Consider the following 18,397-nt stretch of genomic DNA (forward strand, 5'->3'; position numbering starts at 1 on the left):
CGCCCGGGCCGGTGGACGGTGCCCGACAGGTGGCCGGCGGATGCCCGACGGGGCGCCGTCGGCGCCCTTCGGGGGGTGCCGGACGGCTCCGTACACCCCATCAGGGGGCGTACGCAGACACACGCGCCTCTCGCATATGCCGACACGCCCCCGGTGCGTGACTTCAATGCCGTATGACGCGTTGGTCAAAGGAGATTGACCGAAACCGGGCCGCGCGATGAGATCGGTGTCTGCGGCCCGATCCGCTCTTCAGCACCGGTTCGAGAGGCTTCTTCATGGCCGACCACGCCACCCACGACGCCCAAGCACGGGCCAGTCTGCACCTCCTGGTGCGGGACATCGAGCGGGTTCGCCGGCAGGTGGATGCTCTGCGTACGCTCACCGCCCAGCTCGGCAACGTGTACCGCCCGCGCCGCTCCGGTCCCTCCACGGGCTTCGTCGTCTACGGCCGGGCCCCCGCGCCCACCGTCCGTCTCGCGCAGGAGCTGCGGGACAGCGTCGAGACGCTGGTGACCGCAGCGGTGGACTTCGACCGATCGCTCGGCTTCTCGTGGGACGCCGTGGGTTCCGCGCTCGGTGTCACCAAGCAGGCCGTGCACCGGCGGTACGGTGCCCGGCGGGCCCAGGCCGCCGAGTCCGCGGAGCCACTGGCCGAGGGCACGACCACGCGGACCCTCGGGCCGCTGCCCACGGTCCCGGCCGCCCGCTCGGTGCCGCCGCAGCCGCTGCGCGAGGAGTCCCAGGCCGCGACCGCGCCCCGCGCCGCGGCAGCCTTCCCGGGTCCCCGCAACGGCTGACCCGCCGCCGGCCGCCGGGACGCCGACTCTCCGACGGCCGGCAGGCCCGACGCCGTGACCCGCCCCACCCCGCCCCCGCTGAGGACGCCCCCGAGGCCGTCCCCACCGGGGGCGTTCGGCTGCACCCCGCCGGGCTCAGCCGATGTCCGGCGGGTCGATGCGGATGCGGACCGCCTCCGACGCCGGGACCCCGCGGGCCAGTCGCGCCGCCTGGGCCGACTTCAGGGCGGCCGCCAGGGCGGCCCCGCTGCCCGGCGGGACACGGACCAGGGCGCGGTCCTCCCGCGAGGGCTCCCCGCGCCGCCCCGGTACCGGGACCGGACCCAGCACCTCCGCGTCCGGCGGCAGCCCGGCCCCGGCCAGGAAGGCCTCCACCGCTTCGCCCCGGCCGGCCACGGCCGCCATCCGCGACACCGGCGGGAACCCGAGCTGGGCCCGCTCCGCGAGCTCCCGGACGGCATGGCCCACCGGGTCCCACCGCACCAGCGCCTGGACCGGCCGCAGCGTCGGCTCCGCGACCACGACGACCTGGCCCTCCCCCCGGACCAGCGAGGCGGCCGCGATCCACCGGCGCAGCGCGTCCTCCCCGGCCCGCAGGTCGGGCCGGGTCAGCATCGCCCAGCCGTCCAGCAGCAGCGCGGCCGCGTACCCGGCGCCCGCCGCGACCGGCTCGGCCCCCGGGGTGCACACGACCAGCGCGGGCCGGTCCGGCACCTCGTCCAGGATGTGGTCGCGCCCGGAGGTCCGTACGGGCACGGCGGGGAAGGCCCGCCCGAGCTCCTCGGCGGTCCGCCGGGCGCCCACCACCTGGGCGCGCAGCCGGAACGAGCCGCACTCCTCGCAGTGCCAGGCGCTCTCCTGCCGGCCGCACCAGCCGCAGTGCAGGTCCCGCGCGTCGGGGGCCTCCAGCGGGCCCGCGCAGACCGTGCAGCGGGCGGGGGTTCGGCAGCGCTCGCACGCCAGCCGCGGTGCGTAGCCGCGCCGCGGCACCTGGACCAGTACCGGCCCGGTCTTCAGCCCCTCCCGTACGGTCTCCCAGGCCAGGGTGGGCAGCCGGGCGGCGCGAGCCGCCCCGTCCCGGGCCAGGAGCTCGTCGCCCACGGTCCGGATCCGGGGCGCGCAGGCCCGGACCGTCTCGCGGTCGGCGACGAGCGGCCGGGCCCAGCCCGACTCGACCAGCTGGGCTGCTTCGACGGTGCAGCTCGTGCTCCCGGCGAGGAATCCGCAGCCGTCGCTGACCGCGCGCAGCTCCAGTACCTCGCGGACGTGCGGGAAGGGGGCGCGGTCCTCCGCGTGGCTGGAGTCGCCGTCGTCCCAGACGGCGACCAGCCCGAGGTCCCGTACGGGCGCGAACATCGCGGCCCGGGTGCCGACGACGGCGCGCACCGAGCCCCGGCTCACGGCGAGCCACTGGCGGTAGCGCTTCTCGGGGCCCGACTCGGCGGTGAGCAGCGCATGCCTGCCCTCGCCGAGCAGGGCGGTGAGCGCCGCGTCGACCCGGGCGGCGCTGCGCCCGTCGGGGACGACGGCCAAGGCGCCGCGGCCGGAGGCGAGGGTGGCGGCCATGGCCCGGGCCAGCTCGTCGGCCCAGCCGGGGCCGGGCAGCGCGGTCCACACGGCCCGCGGGGCGGCGCCGGTGGCCAGTGCCCGCAGGAAGGCGGGGCCGGCCCCGTACCGCGCCCAGCCACCCGGTTCGGGCGCGGGGGGCGGGGGCAGCGGCTCGGGCGACGGCTTGGCCTCCGCGCGGGCGCTGCGCGCGGGCAGGGCGAGCTGGAGGACGTCGGCCAGGCTGCCGGCGTACCGGTCGGCGACGGCGCGGGCGAGGGCGAGCACGGACGGGCCGAGGACGACCTCGGGCGAGACGACCTGGGCGAGGGCGGCGAGGGCTCCCTCGTAGTCGGACTCGGCGCGCCGCTCGACGATGAACCCGTCGATGAGGCCGCCGCCCTCGCGGCGGCCGCCGTGGACGCGGTGGCCGCCGGCCCCGAAGCGGACGCGCACGCGGACGCCGGGGCGGGCGGCCTCGGAGAGCTCGGCGGGGACGGCGTAGTCGAAGAGCCGGTCGAGGTGGAGCACGCCCTTGTTGACCAGGACGCGGGCCACGGGCAGTTCCTCGGCGACGGCGGCCCCGCGCCAGGTGCGCGGCTTGGCCTTGGGCGCCTTGGCCTTCGCCTCGGCGACCATCTCCCGCATCAGCGCGAGCTGCTCCGGCGGGCCCCCCGCCCCGGTTGCGCTCTCGCCGTCGTCGCTGCTCACAGCAGCATTCTTGCAAATGGCACCGACAGCGGGCGCTCCCCCGGGACCGGGGCGCCCGGGCGGCGGTCGGCGGTCGGCCGTCGGCCGTCGGCGGACGCGGTACGGCCCCGGACCAGGGAAGGCAGGTCCGGGGCCGTACGCGTTCGCCGTGGGGCGGGGTGGCCCGGAGGCGGGCGGCGCTTAGAGGCCGGCGGCCGCGCGCAGGGCGTCCACGCGGTCGGTGCGCTCCCAGGTGAAGTCCGGCAGCTCGCGGCCGAAGTGGCCGTACGCGGCGGTCTGGGCGTAGATCGGGCGCAGCAGGTCGAGGTCGCGGATGATCGCGGCGGGACGGAGGTCGAAGACCTGGCCGATCGCGTCCTCGATCTTCTGCACCTCCACCTTGGCGGTGCCGAAGGTCTCGACGAAGAGGCCGACGGGCTCGGCCTTGCCGATGGCGTACGCGACCTGGACCTCGCAGCGCGAGGCGAGGCCGGCGGCGACCACGTTCTTGGCGACCCAGCGCATGGCGTACGCGGCGGAGCGGTCGACCTTGGACGGGTCCTTGCCCGAGAAGGCGCCGCCGCCGTGGCGGGCCATGCCGCCGTAGGTGTCGATGATGATCTTGCGGCCGGTGAGGCCGGCGTCGCCCATCGGGCCGCCGATCTCGAAGCGGCCGGTCGGGTTCACCAGCAGGCGGTAGCCCTCGGTGTCCAGCTTGATGCCGTCCTCGACGAGCTGGGCCAGCACGTGCTCGACGACGAACTCGCGGATGTCCGGGGCGAGGAGGGAGTCCAGGTCGATGTCCGAGGCGTGCTGCGAGGACACGACGACGGTGTCGAGGCGGACGGCCTTGTCCCCGTCGTACTCGATGGTGACCTGGGTCTTGCCGTCGGGGCGCAGGTACGGGATGGTGCCGTTCTTGCGGACCTCGGACAGGCGGCGCGAGAGCCGGTGCGCGATGTGGATCGGGAGCGGCATGAGCTCGGGGGTCTCGTCGCACGCGTAGCCGAACATCAGGCCCTGGTCGCCGGCGCCCTGCTTGTCGAGCTCGTCCTCGTCGCCCTCGACCCGCTTCTCGTACGCGGTGTCGACGCCCTGCGCGATGTCCGGGGACTGCGCGCCGATGGACACCGACACGCCGCAGGAGGCGCCGTCGAAGCCCTTCTTCGACGAGTCGTAGCCGATCTCGAGGATCTTGTCGCGGACGAGCTGAGCGATCGGCGCGTACGCCTTCGTCGTCACCTCACCGGCGATGTGGACGAGACCGGTGGTGATGAGGGTCTCCACGGCCACACGCGAGGTCGGGTCCTCGGTGAGAAGTGCATCGAGGATCGTGTCGCTGATCTGGTCAGCGATCTTGTCGGGGTGACCCTCGGTGACGGACTCCGAGGTGAACAGGCGACGGGACACAACGCTCCCTGGGGTTGCAGCGGCTGCTGGCTGATCATTTGGCGGAACCACACCGGGGGCTGCGCCCGATCACGTTCCGAGTGTGCAGTTTATCGGTCGCCACCGTTTGCCGGACCACCTGTCTCGCCCAATGGGAGCCATGTGACCTGCGGCACTCCATTCTGGCTCATGGAATCCGCTACGAGAAGGGTCGTCGCTCAGGCGCGTCGGGGGGCGAGTCGCGGGGCGATCCGGTCCCACAGCACGTCGGCCAGCGCCTCCTTCGGACCGTAGGGAACCGGGATTTCCGTCCCGTCCGAGGCCAGGATGACCGCCTCGTTCTCCTCGGAACCGAAGGTCTTGGCTACGCCGACCTCGTTCACGACGAGAAGATCACATCCCTTGCGGAGCAATTTGGCCCGGCCGTTCGCGAGCACGTCGTCGGTTTCGGCGGCGAAACCGACCACGACCTGGCCTTCCCTGGCGCGCTCGGCCGAGATCTCGGCGAGGACGTCGGGGTTGCGGACCAGGGCCACGGGGGCCGGGTCCTCCCCGTCCTTTTTCTTGATCTTGCCGCCGGCGTACTCCGCCGGCCGGAAGTCGGCGACGGCGGCGGCCATCACCACGGCGTCGGCGTCCGCCGCCGCCTTGAGCACGGCCTCGCGCAGCTGCAGGGCCGTCCCGACCCGTACGACGTCCGCCCCGGCCGGGTCGGCCAGCGCGGTGTTGGCCGCCACCAGGGTGACGCGGGCTCCGCGGGCGACGGCCGTACGGGCCAGCGCGTAGCCCTGCTTGCCGGAGGAGCGGTTCCCGAGGAAGCGGACGGGGTCGAGGGGCTCCCGGGTGCCGCCGGCGCTGATCACCACGTGCCGGCCGGCCAGGTCGGGGCCGGCCGCGCCGCTCGCCGGACCCCGCCTCCCGAGGACGTGGCGGCAGACCTCGAAGATCTCCTCGGGGTCGGGCAGCCTCCCCTTGCCGGTGTCCTTGCCGGTGAGCCGGCCCACGGCGGGCTCGATGACGACGGCCCCGCGGCGGCGCAGCGTCGCCACGTTCTCCTGCGTGGCCGGGTGCTCCCACATCTCCGTGTGCATGGCGGGGGCGAACACCACCGGGCAGCGGGCGGTGAGCAGCGTGTTCGTGAGCAGGTCGTCGGCGAGGCCGTGGGCTGCCTTGGCGAGCAGGTCGGCGGTGGCGGGGGCGACGACGACCAGGTCGGCGCCCTGTCCGATGCGGACGTGCGGGACCTCGTGGACGCTCTCCCAGACCTCGGTCCCCGCCGGGTTGCCGGAGAGGGCGGCCCAGGTGGCCTCGCCCACGAAGTTCAGGGACGCGGCCGTGGGGACGACCCGTACCTCGTGCCCGGACTCGGTGAGCCGGCGCAGCAGCTCGCACGCCTTGTAGGCGGCGATCCCGCCGCTGACTCCGAGCACGACCTTCGGCTTACCCACCACACACGCCCTCTCGCTGATCGTCGTACGTGTCTATGACACACCACAGGCCCGGCAGATGTTCTGCCGGGCCTGTGGTGAAAGGAATTCCGGGTGCCTTACTGGGCCGGGGCCTCGATGGCCTCGGAGGTCAGCAGACCCGCGTTGATCTCGCGCAGCGCGATCGAAAGCGGCTTCTCGTGGACGTGGGTGTCCACCAGCGGGCCGACGTACTCCAGCAGGCCCTCACCGAGCTGCGAGTAGTACGCGTTGATCTGACGCGCGCGCTTGGCCGCGTAGATCACGAGGCTGTACTTCGAGTCCGTGGCCTCGAGCAGCTCGTCGATCGGCGGGTTGATGATGCCCTCGGGCGCGGTGATGGAAGAGGACACGCTCTACCTTCCGAAGAATGGGTGAATGATCAAGCATTGACCGAAATGAACAACGGTCAACGATCAGACAACTTCCATCAAGGCTAGCAGCTCGCGCGCCACGTCCTCGACGGAGGTGTTGACCAGGGTGGTGTCGAACTCGGACTCGGCAGCCAGTTCGACCTTGGCGGACTCCAGCCTGCGCTGGATGACCTCCGGTGATTCGGTGCCGCGGCCGGTGAGCCGGCGGACCAGTTCGTCCCAGCTCGGCGGCGCGAGGAAGACGAGCTGCGCCTCCGGCATGGACTCGCGGACCAGCCGCGCGCCCTGGAGGTCGATCTCCAGGAGAACGGGCTCGCCGCTCTCCAGTCGTTCCGCCACCGCGCCGCGCGGTGTGCCGTAGCGGTTGCCCGCGAACTCGGCCCACTCCAGCAGCTCGCCGTTGGCGATCAGCTTGTCGAACTCGTCGTCGTTGACGAAGAAGTAGTGGACTCCGTGTCGCTCACCGGGCCGCGGCTTGCGGGTGGTGGCCGACACCGAGAGCCATACCTCGGGGTGGACCTTGCGCATATGCGCGACGACCGTGCTCTTGCCGACCCCCGAGGGGCCGGAGAGCACGGTCAGCCGCGGACGAACCTCTGCTGCCATAGAGCGATTATCCAGGTTCTCGGGACTGCCTGAGAACGCCGGAAGCACTTCGGGCAACGCGTCAGCCGGCAGGAGTGCCGAACTCACGCTCCAGAGACGCGATCTGGTTGGAACCGAGACCTCGGACACGCCGGGACTCGGAGATGCCGAGGCGCTCCATGATCTGCTTGGCGCGGACCTTGCCCACGCCAGGCAGGGACTCCAGCAGGGCGGAGACCTTCATCTTGCCGATGACGTCGTTCTCCTGGCCCGTCTTGATGACCTCTTGGAGCGAGGCGCCGGAGTGCTTGAGTCGATTCTTCACCTCGGCCCGCTCCCGGCGAGCCGCGGCGGCCTTTTCGAGCGCGGCTGCGCGCTGTTCAGGGGTAAGGGGCGGAAGAGCCACGCCTACGTCACCTCGGATGTCGAACTGTCGGATACGGACCAGTGGGGAGCCCAAGGGCGCCACACCAGGCGAATGCCCGAACAGCGGTGAAACTCGTTCGCTGCTCGTCACTCTGCTCGGAGACTAGCGGCCATGACCGCTCCAGTCAGCGAGAACGGACGAAAAGTCCTGGTCAGCCTCCACTGAACCGTACATCACAGACAAACCACCCCGGTTTTGTCCGGGGAAAGACGTTCGATTTTCGTCAGGCCGTACGACGCGAGGTGTTCAGGCGGAGACCGCCGCGCGGATTTCGTCCGCGAACCGGGTCGCCGAGGCGCGCAGGGCGGCGGCGTCCGGGCCGTGCTTCAGCACGCCCCGCGAGACGTTCGGGACCACGTTGCGGACGGCCGCGCCGAAGACCGCCGGGAGGTCGGCCGCCGTCGCGCCCTGGGCACCGATGCCAGGGGCCAGCAGCGGACCGTTGATGTCCAGGTCGAAGGAGGACAGGTCGCCGAGCGTGGCACCGACCACCGCTCCGAAGGAGCCCATCGGGGCCGCGCCCGCGTTCTCCGCCGCGAGGTGGCCGAGCATCGTCGCACCGATCGTGCGGCCGTCCTCGCGCACCGCGCGCTGGACCTCGGCGCCCTCCGGGTTCGAGGTGAGCGCGAGGACGAAGAGTCCGGCGCCCGAGCGGCGGGCCAGCTCCACGGCCGGCTCCAGCGAGCCGTAGCCCAGGTACGGGGAGACCGTCAGGGCGTCGGAGAACAGCGGGGAGGACGGCGAGAGGAAGGTCTCGGCGTACGCGGCCATCGTCGAGCCGATGTCCCCGCGCTTGGCGTCCATCACCACGAGCGTGCCGGCGGCCCGCGCGTCGGCCACGGTCTGCTCCAGCACCGCGATGCCCTTCGAGCCGAAGCGCTCGAAGAAGGCCGCCTGCGGCTTGAAGACGGCCACGGAGTCGGCCAGCGCCTCGACGACCGTGCGGGAGAACTTCTCCAGGCCCGGGATGTCGTCGTTCAGGCCCCAGGACGCCAGGAGGGCGGCGTGCGGGTCGATGCCCACGCACAGCGGGCCGCGCGCGTCCATCGCCGCGCGCAGGCGGGTGCCGAAGGGGGTCACGGGGGTCTGCGGGGTCTCGGTCACTGCGTGGCCTTCCGGGTCTCGGCGCCGACGGCCTCGGCGAGGGTCTCGTACGGGCTGGCGGCCAGGCGCGCGGCCAGGCCCTTGTGGATCGCGCGGGCGTAGAACGGGCCCTCGTAGACGAAGGCGCTGTAGCCCTGGATCAGGGTGGCGCCGGCCAGGATCCGCTGCCAGGCGTCCTCGGCGTTCTCGATGCCCCCGACGCCCACCAGCACCAGCCGGTCGCCCACACGGGCGTACAGGCGGCGCAGGACCTCCAGGGAGCGCTCCTTGACCGGGGCGCCGGACAGGCCGCCGGTCTCCTTGACGAGGTCCGGGGAGGACTTCAGGCCCAGCCCCTCGCGGGCGATGGTGGTGTTGGTGGCGATGATGCCGTCCAGGCCGAGTTCCAGGGCCAGGTCGGCGACCGCGTCCACGTCCTCGTCCGCCAGGTCGGGGGCGATCTTGACGAGCAGCGGGACCCGGCGGTCGGTCACCGTGCGGTCCGCGGCCTCCCGTACGGCCGTCAGCAGCGGGCGCAGGGACTCGGTGGCCTGGAGGTTGCGCAGGCCCGGCGTGTTCGGCGAGGAGACGTTCACGACCAGGTAGTCCGCGTGGCGGGCCAGGCGCTCGGTGGAGGCCACGTAGTCCGCCGCCGCCTCCTCCTCGGGCACCACCTTGGTCTTGCCGATGTTGACGCCCACGACGGTCTTGAAGACCGGCACGCGGGCCCCCAGGCGGGCCGCCACGGCCGCCGAGCCCTCGTTGTTGAAGCCCATGCGGTTGATCAGCGCGCGGTCCGGCACGAGCCGGAACAGCCGCTTCTTGGGGTTGCCCGGCTGCGCCTGCGCCGTGACCGTGCCGATCTCGACGTGGTCGAAGCCGAGCATCGCCATGCCGTCGATGGCGACGGCGTTCTTGTCGAAGCCCGCCGCGAGGCCGAAGGGGCCGTGCATGCGCAGCCCGAGCGCCTCGGTGCGCAACTCCTCGTACCGGGGGGCCAGGGCGGCCGCGGCGAAGGTGCGCAGGACGGGGGTGCGGGCCGCGAGCCGGATCCAGCGGAAGGCCAGGTAGTGGGCCTGCTCCGGGTCCATCCGCTTGAAGACCAGGTCGAAGAAGAGTTTGTACATGTCGAGAAGATCCCTTGTGCGCTCATGACGAGGGGGACACCGACGCGCGGCGCGCATCCGTGTCCCCCTCCTCGTACGGGCTGCTAGTCGCGGGCCGCGGTCAGCTGCTCGGCGTGCTCCTGGAGCGAGCGCACGCCCACGTCGCCGTGGTTGAGCGCGTCGATGCCCTGGACGGCCGCGGCGAGCGCCTGGACCGTGGTCAGGCACGGGACGCCGCGGGCCACGGCCGCCGTGCGGATCTCGTAGCCGTCGAGACGGCCGCCGGTGCCGTACGGGGTGTTGACGATCAGGTCGACCTGGCCGTCGTGGATGAGCTGGACGATGGTCTTCTCGCCGCCCGGGCCCTCGCCCTCGCTGAGCTTGCGCACGATGGTGGCGTTGATGCCGTTGCGGCGCAGGACCTCGGCGGTGCCGGAGGTGGCCATGAGCTCGAAGCCGTGGTTGACGAGCTCGCGCGCCGGGAAGATCATCGAGCGCTTGTCGCGGTTGGCGACCGAGATGAACGCGCGGCCCTTGGTGGGCAGCGGGCCGTAGGCGCCGGCCTGCGACTTGGCGTACGCCGTGCCGAAGACCGAGTCGATGCCCATGACCTCGCCGGTGGAGCGCATCTCCGGGCCGAGGACGGTGTCGACGCCGCGGCCGTGGATGTCGCGGAAGCGCGACCACGGCATGACGGCCTCCTTGACGGAGATCGGCGCGTCGAGCGGCAGGGTGCCGCCGTCGCCGGTCTTCGGGAGCATGCCCTCTTCGCGCAGCTCGGCGATGGTGGCGCCGAGCGAGATGCGGGCGGCGGCCTTGGCCAGCGGGACCGCGGTCGCCTTCGAGGTGAAGGGGACGGTGCGGGAGGCGCGCGGGTTGGCCTCCAGGACGTAGAGGATGTCACCCGCCATCGCGAACTGGATGTTGATCAGGCCGCGTACGCCGACGCCCTTGGCGATGGCCTCGGTGGAGGCGCGCAGGCGCTTGATGTCGTGCCCGCCGAGGGTGATCGGGGGCAGGGCGCAGGCCGAGTCGCCGGAGTGGATGCCGGCTTCCTCGATGTGCTCCATGACGCCACCCAGGTAGAGCTCGGTGCCGTCGTAGAGGGCGTCGACGTCGATCTCGATGGCGTCGTCGAGGAAGCGGTCGACGAGGACCGGGCGGGTCGGCGAGATCTCGGTGGACTCGGCGATGTACGAGGACAGCCGGTCCTCGTCGTAGACGATCTCCATGCCGCGGCCGCCGAGCACGTACGAGGGGCGCACCAGGACCGGGTAGCCGATCTCGTCGGCGATGGCCTTCGCGCCCGCGAACGTGGTGGCGGTGCCGTGCTTGGGGGCCGGCAGGCCGGCGTCGGCGAGGACCTGGCCGAAGGCTCCGCGGTCCTCGGCGGCGTGGATGGCCTCCGGCGGGGTGCCGACGACGGGGACGCCGTTGTCCTTGAGGGCCTGGGCGAGGCCCAGCGGGGTCTGGCCGCCGAGCTGCACGACGACGCCCGCGATGGGGCCGGCCAGCGATTCGGCGTGGACGATCTCCAGTACGTCTTCGAGCGTGAGCGGCTCGAAGTACAGGCGGTCGGAGGTGTCGTAGTCGGTGGAGACGGTCTCCGGGTTGCAGTTGACCATCACGGTCTCGTAGCCGGCGTCGCTGAGGGCGAAGGAGGCGTGGACGCAGGAGTAGTCGAACTCGATGCCCTGGCCGATGCGGTTCGGGCCGGAGCCCAGGATGATCACCGCGGGCTTCTCGCGGGGCGCGACCTCGCTCTCCTCGTCGTACGAGGAGTAGAAGTACGGGGTCTTCGCGGCGAACTCGGCGGCGCAGGTGTCGACCGTCTTGTAGACGGGGCGGACGCCCAGCGCGTGGCGGACCTCGCGCACGACGTCCTCGCGCAGGCCGCGGATCTCGGCGATCTGGACGTCGGAGAACCCGTGGCGCTTGGCCTCGGCGAGCAGCTCGGGGTGGAGCTTCTCGGCGGCGGCCAGCTCGTCGGCGATCTCCTTGATCAGGAAGAGCTGGTCGACGAACCAGGGGTCGATCTTCGTGGACTCGAAGACCTCCTCCTGGGTGGCGCCGGCGCGGATGGCCTGCATGACGGTGTTGATGCGGCCGTCGGTGGGGCGCACCGCGGTGGCGAGCAGCTCGTCCTTGTCGCCGACGGGGCCGACGAAGGTGAACTGCGAGCCCTTCTTCTCCAGGGAGCGCAGGGCCTTCTGGAGGGCCTCGGTGAAGTTGCGGCCGATGGCCATGGCCTCGCCCACCGACTTCATGGTGGTGGTGAGGGTGGCGTCGGCGGCCGGGAACTTCTCGAAGGCGAAGCGCGGGGCCTTGACGACGACGTAGTCGAGGGACGGCTCGAAGGAGGCCGGCGTCTTCTCGGTGATGTCGTTGGGGACCTCGTCGAGCGTGTAGCCGATGGCCAGCTTGGCGGCGATCTTGGCGATCGGGAAGCCGGTGGCCTTCGACGCGAGCGCCGACGAGCGGGAGACGCGCGGGTTCATCTCGATGACGATGACGCGGCCGTCGGCCGGGTCGATCGCGAACTGGATGTTGCAGCCGCCGGTGTCGACGCCGACCTCGCGGATGATCGCGATGCCGATGTCGCGCAGCCGCTGGTACTCGCGGTCGGTCAGCGTCATGGCCGGGGCGACGGTGATGGAGTCGCCGGTGTGGACGCCCATCGGGTCGAAGTTCTCGATGGAGCAGACGACGACCACGTTGTCCTTGGTGTCGCGCATCAGCTCCAGCTCGTACTCCTTCCAGCCGAGGATGGACTCCTCCAGGAGCACCTCGGTGGTCGGGGAGAGCGTCAGGCCCTGGCCGGCGATGCGGCGCAGCTCCTCCTCGTCGTGGGCGAAGCCGGATCCGGCGCCGCCCATGGTGAAGGAGGGGCGGACGACGACGGGGTAGCCGCCGAGCGTCTCGACGCCCTGGATGACGTCGTCCATCGTGTGGCAGATGACCGAGCGGGCGGACTCGCCGTAGCCGATCTTGGCCTTGACGGCCTCGACCACGCCCTTGAAGAGGTCCCGGTCCTCGCCCTTGTTGATCGCCTCGACGTTGGCGCCGATGAGCTCGACGCCGTACTTCTCCAGCACGCCCTGCTCGTGCATGGAGATGGCGGTGTTGAGCGCGGTCTGGCCGCCGAGGGTCGGGAGCAGCGCGTCGGGGCGCTCCTTCGCGATGATCTTCTCGACGAACTCGGGGGTGATCGGCTCGACGTACGTGGCGTCGGCGATCTCCGGGTCGGTCATGATCGTCGCGGGGTTGGAGTTGACCAGGATGACCCGCAGGCCCTCGGCCTTGAGGATGCGGCAGGCCTGGGTGCCGGAGTAGTCGAACTCGGCGGCCTGTCCGATGACGATCGGGCCGGAGCCGATGACCAGGACGGACTGGATATCGGTGCGCTTAGGCACGCTCGGCCTCCATCTGGGCGGTGCTCATCAAAGACGTGAAACGGTCGAAGAGGTAGGCGGCGTCGTGCGGGCCGGCTGCCGCCTCGGGGTGGTACTGGACGGAGAAGGCCGGCTGGTCGAGCAGCTGGAGGCCTTCGACGACCTGGTCGTTCAGGCAGACGTGGGAGACCTCGGCGCGCCCGTAGGGGGTCTCGGACACCTTGTCGAGGGGCGCGTCGACGGCGAAGCCGTGGTTGTGCGCGGTGACCTCGACCTTGCCGGTGGTGCGGTCCTGGACCGGCTGGTTGATGCCGCGGTGGCCGTACTTCAGCTTGTAGGTGCCGAAGCCGAGCGCGCGGCCCAGGATCTGGTTGCCGAAGCAGATGCCGAAGAGCGGGGTCTTGCGCGCGAGGACGCCCTGCATGACGGCGACGGGGCCGTCTGCGGTGGCCGGGTCGCCCGGGCCGTTGGAGAAGAACACGCCGTCCGGATTGACCGCGTACACGTCCTCGACGGTGGCGGTGGCGGGCAGTACGTGGACCTCGATGCCGCGCTCGGCCATCCGGTGCGGGGTCATGCCCTTGATGCCGAGGTCGACGGCGGCGACGGTGAACTTCTTCTCGCCGATCGCGGGGACGACGTACGCCTCCTTGGTGGCGACCTCGGCGGCGAGGTCGGCGCCCTTCATCTGCGGGGCGTCCTGGACCTTCGCCAGCAGTACGGCGTCGTCCATGACGGCCTCGCCGGAGAAGATGCCGACGCGCATGGCGCCGCGCTCGCGCAGGTGGCGGGTGAGGGCGCGGGTGTCGATGCCGCTGATGCCGACGACGCCCTGCCGCACGAGCTCCTCGTCCAGCGTGCGCTGCGAGCGCCAGTTGGACGGGATGCGGGCGGGGTCGCGCACGACGTACCCGGCGACCCAGATGCGGGAGGACTCGGGGTCCTCGTCGTTGACGCCGGTGTTGCCCACGTGCGGGGCGGTCATCACGACGACCTGCCGGTGGTACGACGGGTCGGTGAGGGTCTCCTGGTAGCCGGTCATGCCGGTGGAGAACACGGCCTCGCCGAAGGTCTCCCCCACGGCGCCGTAGGCGCGGCCGCGGAAGATCCGACCGTCCTCCAGGACGAGTACGGCGGGAGCTTTGGCTGCTCCCCTGGTGGAGGTCGTCATCGTTCGGCGCCTTCCGTCGTGATGGATTGGTTCATGAGATTGACGGCTTCGACCCATGCGGCGTGTTCGGCCGCGCGGTCGGAGCGGAATCCGGAGTCGATCAGCTTGTCGCCGTGCGCCCAGGTGACGACGAGGAGACCGCCCTCGGTGAGTACCTTGCCCGCGATTCCCTTGTCGAGGCGGGCGCCGCGCAGCTGCGCGGCCGGTACGAAGAAGTCGGTGGCACCCGGACGGACCACGTCGAGGCCCGCGTCGGTGAGGGTGAGCTCGACCCGGCTGCGCACCCCCAGACCGTGGGCGACGATCCGGTCGAGCCACTGCCCCGCAGTGGTGGACCCGTGGTAGCGGCCGGTCAGGGCCAGCCGGTGCTCGGGGAGGCCGCCGGGGGCGACGGGCAGCTCCGGCAGATCGCTCTGCAGGGCGCCGCGCCATTTCCAGCCCTGCCGCATCAGCCAGTACACGAACGCGATGAAGACGAGCAGGCCGACCACCCACGCGATGCGTGCGCCCCAGTCCGTCACCTCCGCCGACTGTCGCTCGGCGGCCTCTGCGGCCAGTTGGATCACTGCAGGTGTCACGCCAGAATCCCGTCCACGACCGTTGCCCGGCCCCGCAGGAAGGTGTGAGTGACGCGTCCCGGCAGCTCACGGCCCTCGTAAGGCGTGTTGCGGCTGCGGGAGGCGAAGTGTGCGGGGTCCACCACACCACGGTACGAGGTATCGACCAAGGTCAGGTTCGCGGGTTCACCTGCCGAGACGGGGCGGCCGTGGTGGTCCAGGCCGCCGATGCGCGCCGGGGCGAAGGACATGCGCTCGGCGACGCCCGCCCAGTCGAGCAGTCCGGTCTCCACCATCGTCTGCTGGACGACGGAGAGCGCGGTCTCCAGGCCGACCATGCCCATGGCGGCGGCGGCCCACTCGCAGTCCTTGTCCTCGTGCGGGTGCGGGGCGTGGTCGGTGGCGACGATGTCGATCGTGCCGTCGGCGAGCGCCTCGCGCAGGGCCGTCACGTCGCGCTCGGTGCGCAGCGGCGGGTTGACCTTGTAGACCGCGTTGTACGAGCGGACCAGCTCGTCGGTGAGGAGCAGGTGGTGCGGGGTGACCTCGGCGGTGACGTCGATGCCGCGGGACTTGGCCCAGCGGACGATCTCGACGGAGCCGGCGGTGGAGAGGTGGCAGATGTGCACGCGGGAGCCGACGTGCTCGGCGAGGAGGACGTCGCGGGCGATGATCGACTCCTCGGCGACGGCCGGCCAGCCGCCGAGGCCCAGCTCTGCGGAGACGACGCCCTCGTTCATCTGGGCGCCCTCGGTCAGGCGGGGCTCCTGGGCGTGCTGGGCGACGACTCCGCCGAAGGCCTTCACGTACTCCAGGGCGCGGCGCATGATCACGGCGTCGTCCACGCACTTGCCGTCGTCGGAGAAGACGGTGACGCGGGCGGCGGAGTCGTGCATGGCACCCAGCTCGGAGAGCTGCTTGCCCTCCAGGCCGACGGTGACGGCGCCGATGGGCTGCACGTCGCAGTAGCCGGACTCCTTGCCCAGGCGCCAGACCTGCTCGACGACGCCGGCGGTGTCGGCGACCGGGAAGGTGTTCGCCATGGCGAAGACGGCGGTGTAGCCGCCGGAGGCGGCGGCCCGGGTGCCGGTCAGGACCGTCTCGGAGTCCTCGCGGCCGGGCTCGCGCAGGTGGGTGTGCAGGTCGACGAGGCCGGGCAGGAGGACCTGGCCCTCGGCCTCGATGACGGTCGCGCCCTCGGCGGACAGGCCGGTGCCCACCTCCGCGATGGTCTCGCCGTCGATCAGGACGTCCTGCGCCTCGCCACCGAGTACCTTCGCCCCGCGGATCAGGATCTTGCTCATGATTACTTGCTCTCCTCGGTACGGGGCGTGCTGGCGGTGGTGACGGCGGGCTCGGAGCCTCCGAGCAGCAGGTACAGCACGGCCATCCGGGTGGAGACGCCGTTGGCGACCTGCTCGACGGCCGTGCAGCGGTCGGAGTCGGCGACCTCGGCGGTGATCTCCATGCCGCGGTTCATCGGGCCGGGGTGCATCACGATGGCGTGCTCGGGCATCTTGGCCATGCGGTCGCCGTCGAGCCCGTACCGGCGGGAGTACTCGCGCTCGGTCGGGAAGAAGGCGGCGTTCATGCGTTCGCGCTGCACACGCAGCATCATGACGGCGTCGGACTTCGGCAGCACGTCGTCGAGGCTGTACGAGACCTCGCAGGGCCAGCTCTCGACCCCGATCGGGACCAGGGTGGGCGGGGCCACGACGGTGACCTCGGCGCCGAGGGTGTGGAGCAGCTGCACGTTGGAGCGGGCGACGCGGCTGTGCAGGACGTCGCCGACGATGGTGATGCGGCGGCCGTTCAGGTCCTTGCCGAGGCCGGCGTCCCGGCCGACCAGGCGGCGGCGCATGGTGAAGGCGTCCAGCAGGGCCTGGGTGGGGTGCTCGTGGGTGCCGTCGCCGGCGTTGACGACGGCGGAGTCGATCCAGCCGGAGGTCGCGAGCCGGTAGGGGGCGCCGGAGGCGTGGTGGCGGATGACAACGGCGTCGGCGCCCATGGCCTCCAGGGTCAGCGCGGTGTCCTTGAGGGATTCGCCCTTGGAGACCGAGGAGCCCTTGGCGGAGAAGTTGATGACGTCGGCGGACAGCCGCTTGGCGGCCGCCTCGAAGGAGATCCGGGTGCGGGTCGAGTCCTCGAAGAAGAGGTTGACGACGGTGAGGCCGCGCAGGGTGGGCAGCTTCTTGATCGGCCGGTCCGCGACGCGGGCCATCTCCTCGGCGGTGTCGAGGATGAGGACGGCGTCGTCGCGCGTGAGATCGGCGGCCGAGATGAGGTGGCGCTTCATCAGGGTGCTCCGTTGGTCGATGAGGTCAGAGCGGGGGGAGGTGCGGGGCGGCGGGGCCAGGGGGTGCGCGGGCCCTGCGGGCAGGCTCGCGCGCGGGCCCCCGCGGTCGGGGCCCTCACGTGTACCGGCTACTGCCCGGCCGCCGTGTCGGTCCGCTGGCCGAGCAGCACGGCGTCTCGGCCGTCCTCCTCCTGGAGCTGGACCTTGACGGTCTCCCGCAGCGACGTGGGGAGGTTCTTGCCGACGTAGTCGGCGCGGATCGGCAGCTCGCGGTGGCCCCGGTCGACGAGGACGGCGAGCTGCACGGCGCGGGGGCGGCCGAGGTCGCCCAGTGCGTCGAGGGCGGCTCTGATGGTGCGGCCGGAGAAGAGCACGTCGTCGACGAGGACGACGAGGCGTCCGTCGATGTCGTCACCGGGGATCTCGGTGCGGCCGATCGCGCGGGCGGGCTTCAGCCGCAGGTCGTCGCGGTACATGGTGATGTCGAGGGATCCGACCGGGATCTTCGTGCCGGTGATCTCTTCGAGCTTGGCGGCCAGCCGGCGGGCGAGGTACACACCGCGGGTGGGAATGCCGAGGAGCACCACGTCGTCGGCGCCCTTGGCGCGTTCGACGATCTCGTGGGCGATGCGGGTCAGCACCCGCGCGATGTCCTGTGCCTCCAGCACGGGGCGCATCGCCTCGGTGCTCTGGGCACCGACGTTCTGAGCAGCCTGAGCGTCCATGAAAAGGACCTCCTTCTCCGCCTCACGGGACGGACCTTAAAGGACGTCTGATGTACGCGGTCCACGTTACCAGGGCCCGGACGGGGAACCGGCACGGGGCCCGGGCGGCGCCCCTCGTCCGTGGGCGTGCGACAGCATTCGGCTTGACGCATCCAAGTAACGCTGCGTAACCTCACAGTGAGTTACCAGGCCGCGCGGCGGAGCCGCACGTGGTCCATGTCGTCAGTGCCCATGTCGTCACAGCGTCACAGCGTCCGGGAGCGTTATGTCCAGCGAATACGCCAAACAGCTCGGGGCCAAGCTCCGCGCCATCCGCACCCAGCAGGGCCTCTCCCTCCATGGTGTCGAGGAGAAGTCCCAGGGCCGGTGGAAGGCCGTGGTGGTCGGGTCGTACGAGCGCGGGGACCGCGCCGTGACCGTCCAGCGCCTCGCCGAGCTGGCGGACTTCTACGGGGTTCCGGTGCAGGAGCTGCTGCCGGGTACCACCCCGGGCGGGGCCGCCGAGCCGCCGCCGAAGCTGCGCCTCGACCTGGAGCGTCTGGCGGGCGTGCCCGCCGAGAAGGCCGGCCCGCTCCAGCGGTACGCCGCCACGATCCAGAGCCAGCGCGGCGACTACAACGGCAAGGTGCTGTCGATCCGCCAGGACGACCTGCGCACCCTGGCCGTCATCTACGACCAGTCCCCCTCGGTCCTGACCGAGCAGCTGATCAGCTGGGGCGTGCTCGACGCGGACGCGCGTCGCGCCGTGGCGCACGAAGACATCTAGTCCCGGGCGCAGAACCAGCAGAAACGTT

General features: G+C 71.8%; 16 protein-coding genes. 2 read left to right on the forward strand and 14 right to left on the reverse strand.

The window, feature by feature from the left end; genetic code table 11:
* The first annotated feature begins 275 nt into the window (after positions 1–275).
* Entirely contained in the window at positions 276–797 is a 522-nt protein-coding gene (locus tag ACS04_RS19130; protein ID WP_048477863.1) for a hypothetical protein, read from the forward strand.
* 135 nt (positions 798–932) lie between these two features.
* Here the strand turns inward: ACS04_RS19130 and ACS04_RS19135 are convergent, their stop codons facing one another.
* The 14 genes from ACS04_RS19135 to pyrR form a co-directional block, all read right to left on the reverse strand.
* On the reverse strand, positions 933–3,053 hold the full coding sequence (locus tag ACS04_RS19135; protein ID WP_048477864.1) for a primosomal protein N': 2,121 nt from the start codon (positions 3,051–3,053) through the stop codon (positions 933–935).
* A 180-nt stretch (positions 3,054–3,233) separates the two neighbouring features.
* Positions 3,234–4,442 carry a methionine adenosyltransferase gene (gene metK / locus ACS04_RS19140; protein WP_030873691.1) on the reverse strand — a complete coding sequence of 403 codons (1,209 nt, stop codon included), beginning with the start codon at positions 4,440–4,442 and terminating at the stop codon, positions 3,234–3,236.
* A 197-nt stretch (positions 4,443–4,639) separates the two neighbouring features.
* Entirely contained in the window at positions 4,640–5,869 is a 1,230-nt protein-coding gene (coaBC, locus tag ACS04_RS19145) for a bifunctional phosphopantothenoylcysteine decarboxylase/phosphopantothenate--cysteine ligase CoaBC (RefSeq protein ID WP_048477915.1), read from the reverse strand.
* Between the two features lie 98 nt (positions 5,870–5,967).
* Entirely contained in the window at positions 5,968–6,240 is a 273-nt protein-coding gene (gene rpoZ, locus ACS04_RS19150; protein WP_004948662.1) for a DNA-directed RNA polymerase subunit omega, read from the reverse strand.
* Between the two features lie 63 nt (positions 6,241–6,303).
* Positions 6,304–6,867 carry a guanylate kinase gene (gene gmk, locus ACS04_RS19155; RefSeq protein WP_048477865.1) on the reverse strand — a complete coding sequence of 188 codons (564 nt, stop codon included), beginning with the start codon at positions 6,865–6,867 and terminating at the stop codon, positions 6,304–6,306.
* A gap of 61 nt (positions 6,868–6,928) precedes the next feature.
* Positions 6,929–7,252, reverse strand: a complete 324-nt coding sequence (locus ACS04_RS19160) for an integration host factor (RefSeq protein WP_008740406.1) — start codon at positions 7,250–7,252, stop codon at positions 6,929–6,931.
* A gap of 267 nt (positions 7,253–7,519) precedes the next feature.
* On the reverse strand, positions 7,520–8,377 hold the full coding sequence (pyrF, locus tag ACS04_RS19165; protein WP_398024136.1) for an orotidine-5'-phosphate decarboxylase: 858 nt from the start codon (positions 8,375–8,377) through the stop codon (positions 7,520–7,522).
* Entirely contained in the window at positions 8,374–9,483 is a 1,110-nt protein-coding gene (locus tag ACS04_RS19170; protein WP_048477866.1) for a quinone-dependent dihydroorotate dehydrogenase, read from the reverse strand. The genes pyrF and ACS04_RS19170 overlap by 4 nt, the downstream gene beginning before the upstream one ends.
* An 83-nt stretch (positions 9,484–9,566) precedes the next feature.
* Positions 9,567–12,875, reverse strand: a complete 3,309-nt coding sequence (gene carB, locus ACS04_RS19175; RefSeq protein WP_048477867.1) for a carbamoyl-phosphate synthase large subunit — start codon at positions 12,873–12,875, stop codon at positions 9,567–9,569.
* A complete protein-coding gene (gene carA / locus ACS04_RS19180; RefSeq protein ID WP_048477868.1) occupies positions 12,868–14,025 on the reverse strand; it encodes a glutamine-hydrolyzing carbamoyl-phosphate synthase small subunit in 1,158 nt (385 codons plus the stop codon). Before carA ends, carB begins: the two co-directional genes overlap by 8 nt.
* Positions 14,022–14,603, reverse strand: coding sequence for a PH-like domain-containing protein (locus ACS04_RS19185; protein WP_048477869.1), 582 nt, complete (start codon positions 14,601–14,603; stop codon positions 14,022–14,024). The genes carA and ACS04_RS19185 overlap by 4 nt, the downstream gene beginning before the upstream one ends.
* Positions 14,600–15,886: a dihydroorotase gene (locus ACS04_RS19190; RefSeq protein WP_048477870.1), complete on the reverse strand. Its 1,287-nt coding sequence runs from the start codon at positions 15,884–15,886 to the stop codon at positions 14,600–14,602. Before ACS04_RS19190 ends, ACS04_RS19185 begins: the two co-directional genes overlap by 4 nt.
* A 2-nt stretch (positions 15,887–15,888) precedes the next feature.
* Positions 15,889–16,878, reverse strand: coding sequence for an aspartate carbamoyltransferase catalytic subunit (locus ACS04_RS19195; protein WP_048477871.1), 990 nt, complete (start codon positions 16,876–16,878; stop codon positions 15,889–15,891).
* Between the two features lie 128 nt (positions 16,879–17,006).
* The gene (gene pyrR / locus ACS04_RS19200; protein ID WP_048477872.1) at positions 17,007–17,603 is read right to left on the reverse strand and encodes a bifunctional pyr operon transcriptional regulator/uracil phosphoribosyltransferase PyrR; all 597 of its coding nucleotides are present in this window, start codon (positions 17,601–17,603) and stop codon (positions 17,007–17,009) included.
* 265 nt (positions 17,604–17,868) lie between these two features.
* Here pyrR and bldD point away from each other — a divergent pair, with 265 nt between their 5' ends.
* Positions 17,869–18,369 (forward strand): transcriptional regulator BldD, encoded by a 501-nt coding sequence (gene bldD, locus ACS04_RS19205; protein ID WP_007263032.1) that lies wholly within the window; start codon positions 17,869–17,871, stop codon positions 18,367–18,369.
* Positions 18,370–18,397: the final 28 nt, after the last annotated feature.

It is taken from the genome of Streptomyces roseus, assembly GCF_001044425.1.
In the GTDB taxonomy this organism is placed as follows: Bacteria; Actinomycetota; Actinomycetes; order Streptomycetales; family Streptomycetaceae; genus Streptomyces; species Streptomyces roseus.

What these genes read in the sequence shown, in the direction of transcription:
- ACS04_RS19130 (WP_048477863.1), top strand. Translation starts at nt 276, where the DNA reads ATGGCCGACCACGCCACCCACGACGCCCAAGCACGGGCCAGTCTGCAC.
- gmk (WP_048477865.1), bottom strand. Translation starts at nt 6,867, where the DNA reads ATGGCAGCAGAGGTTCGTCCGCGGCTGACCGTGCTCTCCGGCCCCTCG.
- ACS04_RS19170 (WP_048477866.1), bottom strand. Translation starts at nt 9,483, where the DNA reads ATGTACAAACTCTTCTTCGACCTGGTCTTCAAGCGGATGGACCCGGAG.
- carA (WP_048477868.1), bottom strand. Translation starts at nt 14,025, where the DNA reads ATGACGACCTCCACCAGGGGAGCAGCCAAAGCTCCCGCCGTACTCGTC.
- ACS04_RS19190 (WP_048477870.1), bottom strand. Translation starts at nt 15,886, where the DNA reads ATGAGCAAGATCCTGATCCGCGGGGCGAAGGTACTCGGTGGCGAGGCG.
- ACS04_RS19195 (WP_048477871.1), bottom strand. Translation starts at nt 16,878, where the DNA reads ATGAAGCGCCACCTCATCTCGGCCGCCGATCTCACGCGCGACGACGCC.
- pyrR (WP_048477872.1), bottom strand. Translation starts at nt 17,603, where the DNA reads ATGGACGCTCAGGCTGCTCAGAACGTCGGTGCCCAGAGCACCGAGGCG.
- bldD (WP_007263032.1), top strand. Translation starts at nt 17,869, where the DNA reads ATGTCCAGCGAATACGCCAAACAGCTCGGGGCCAAGCTCCGCGCCATC.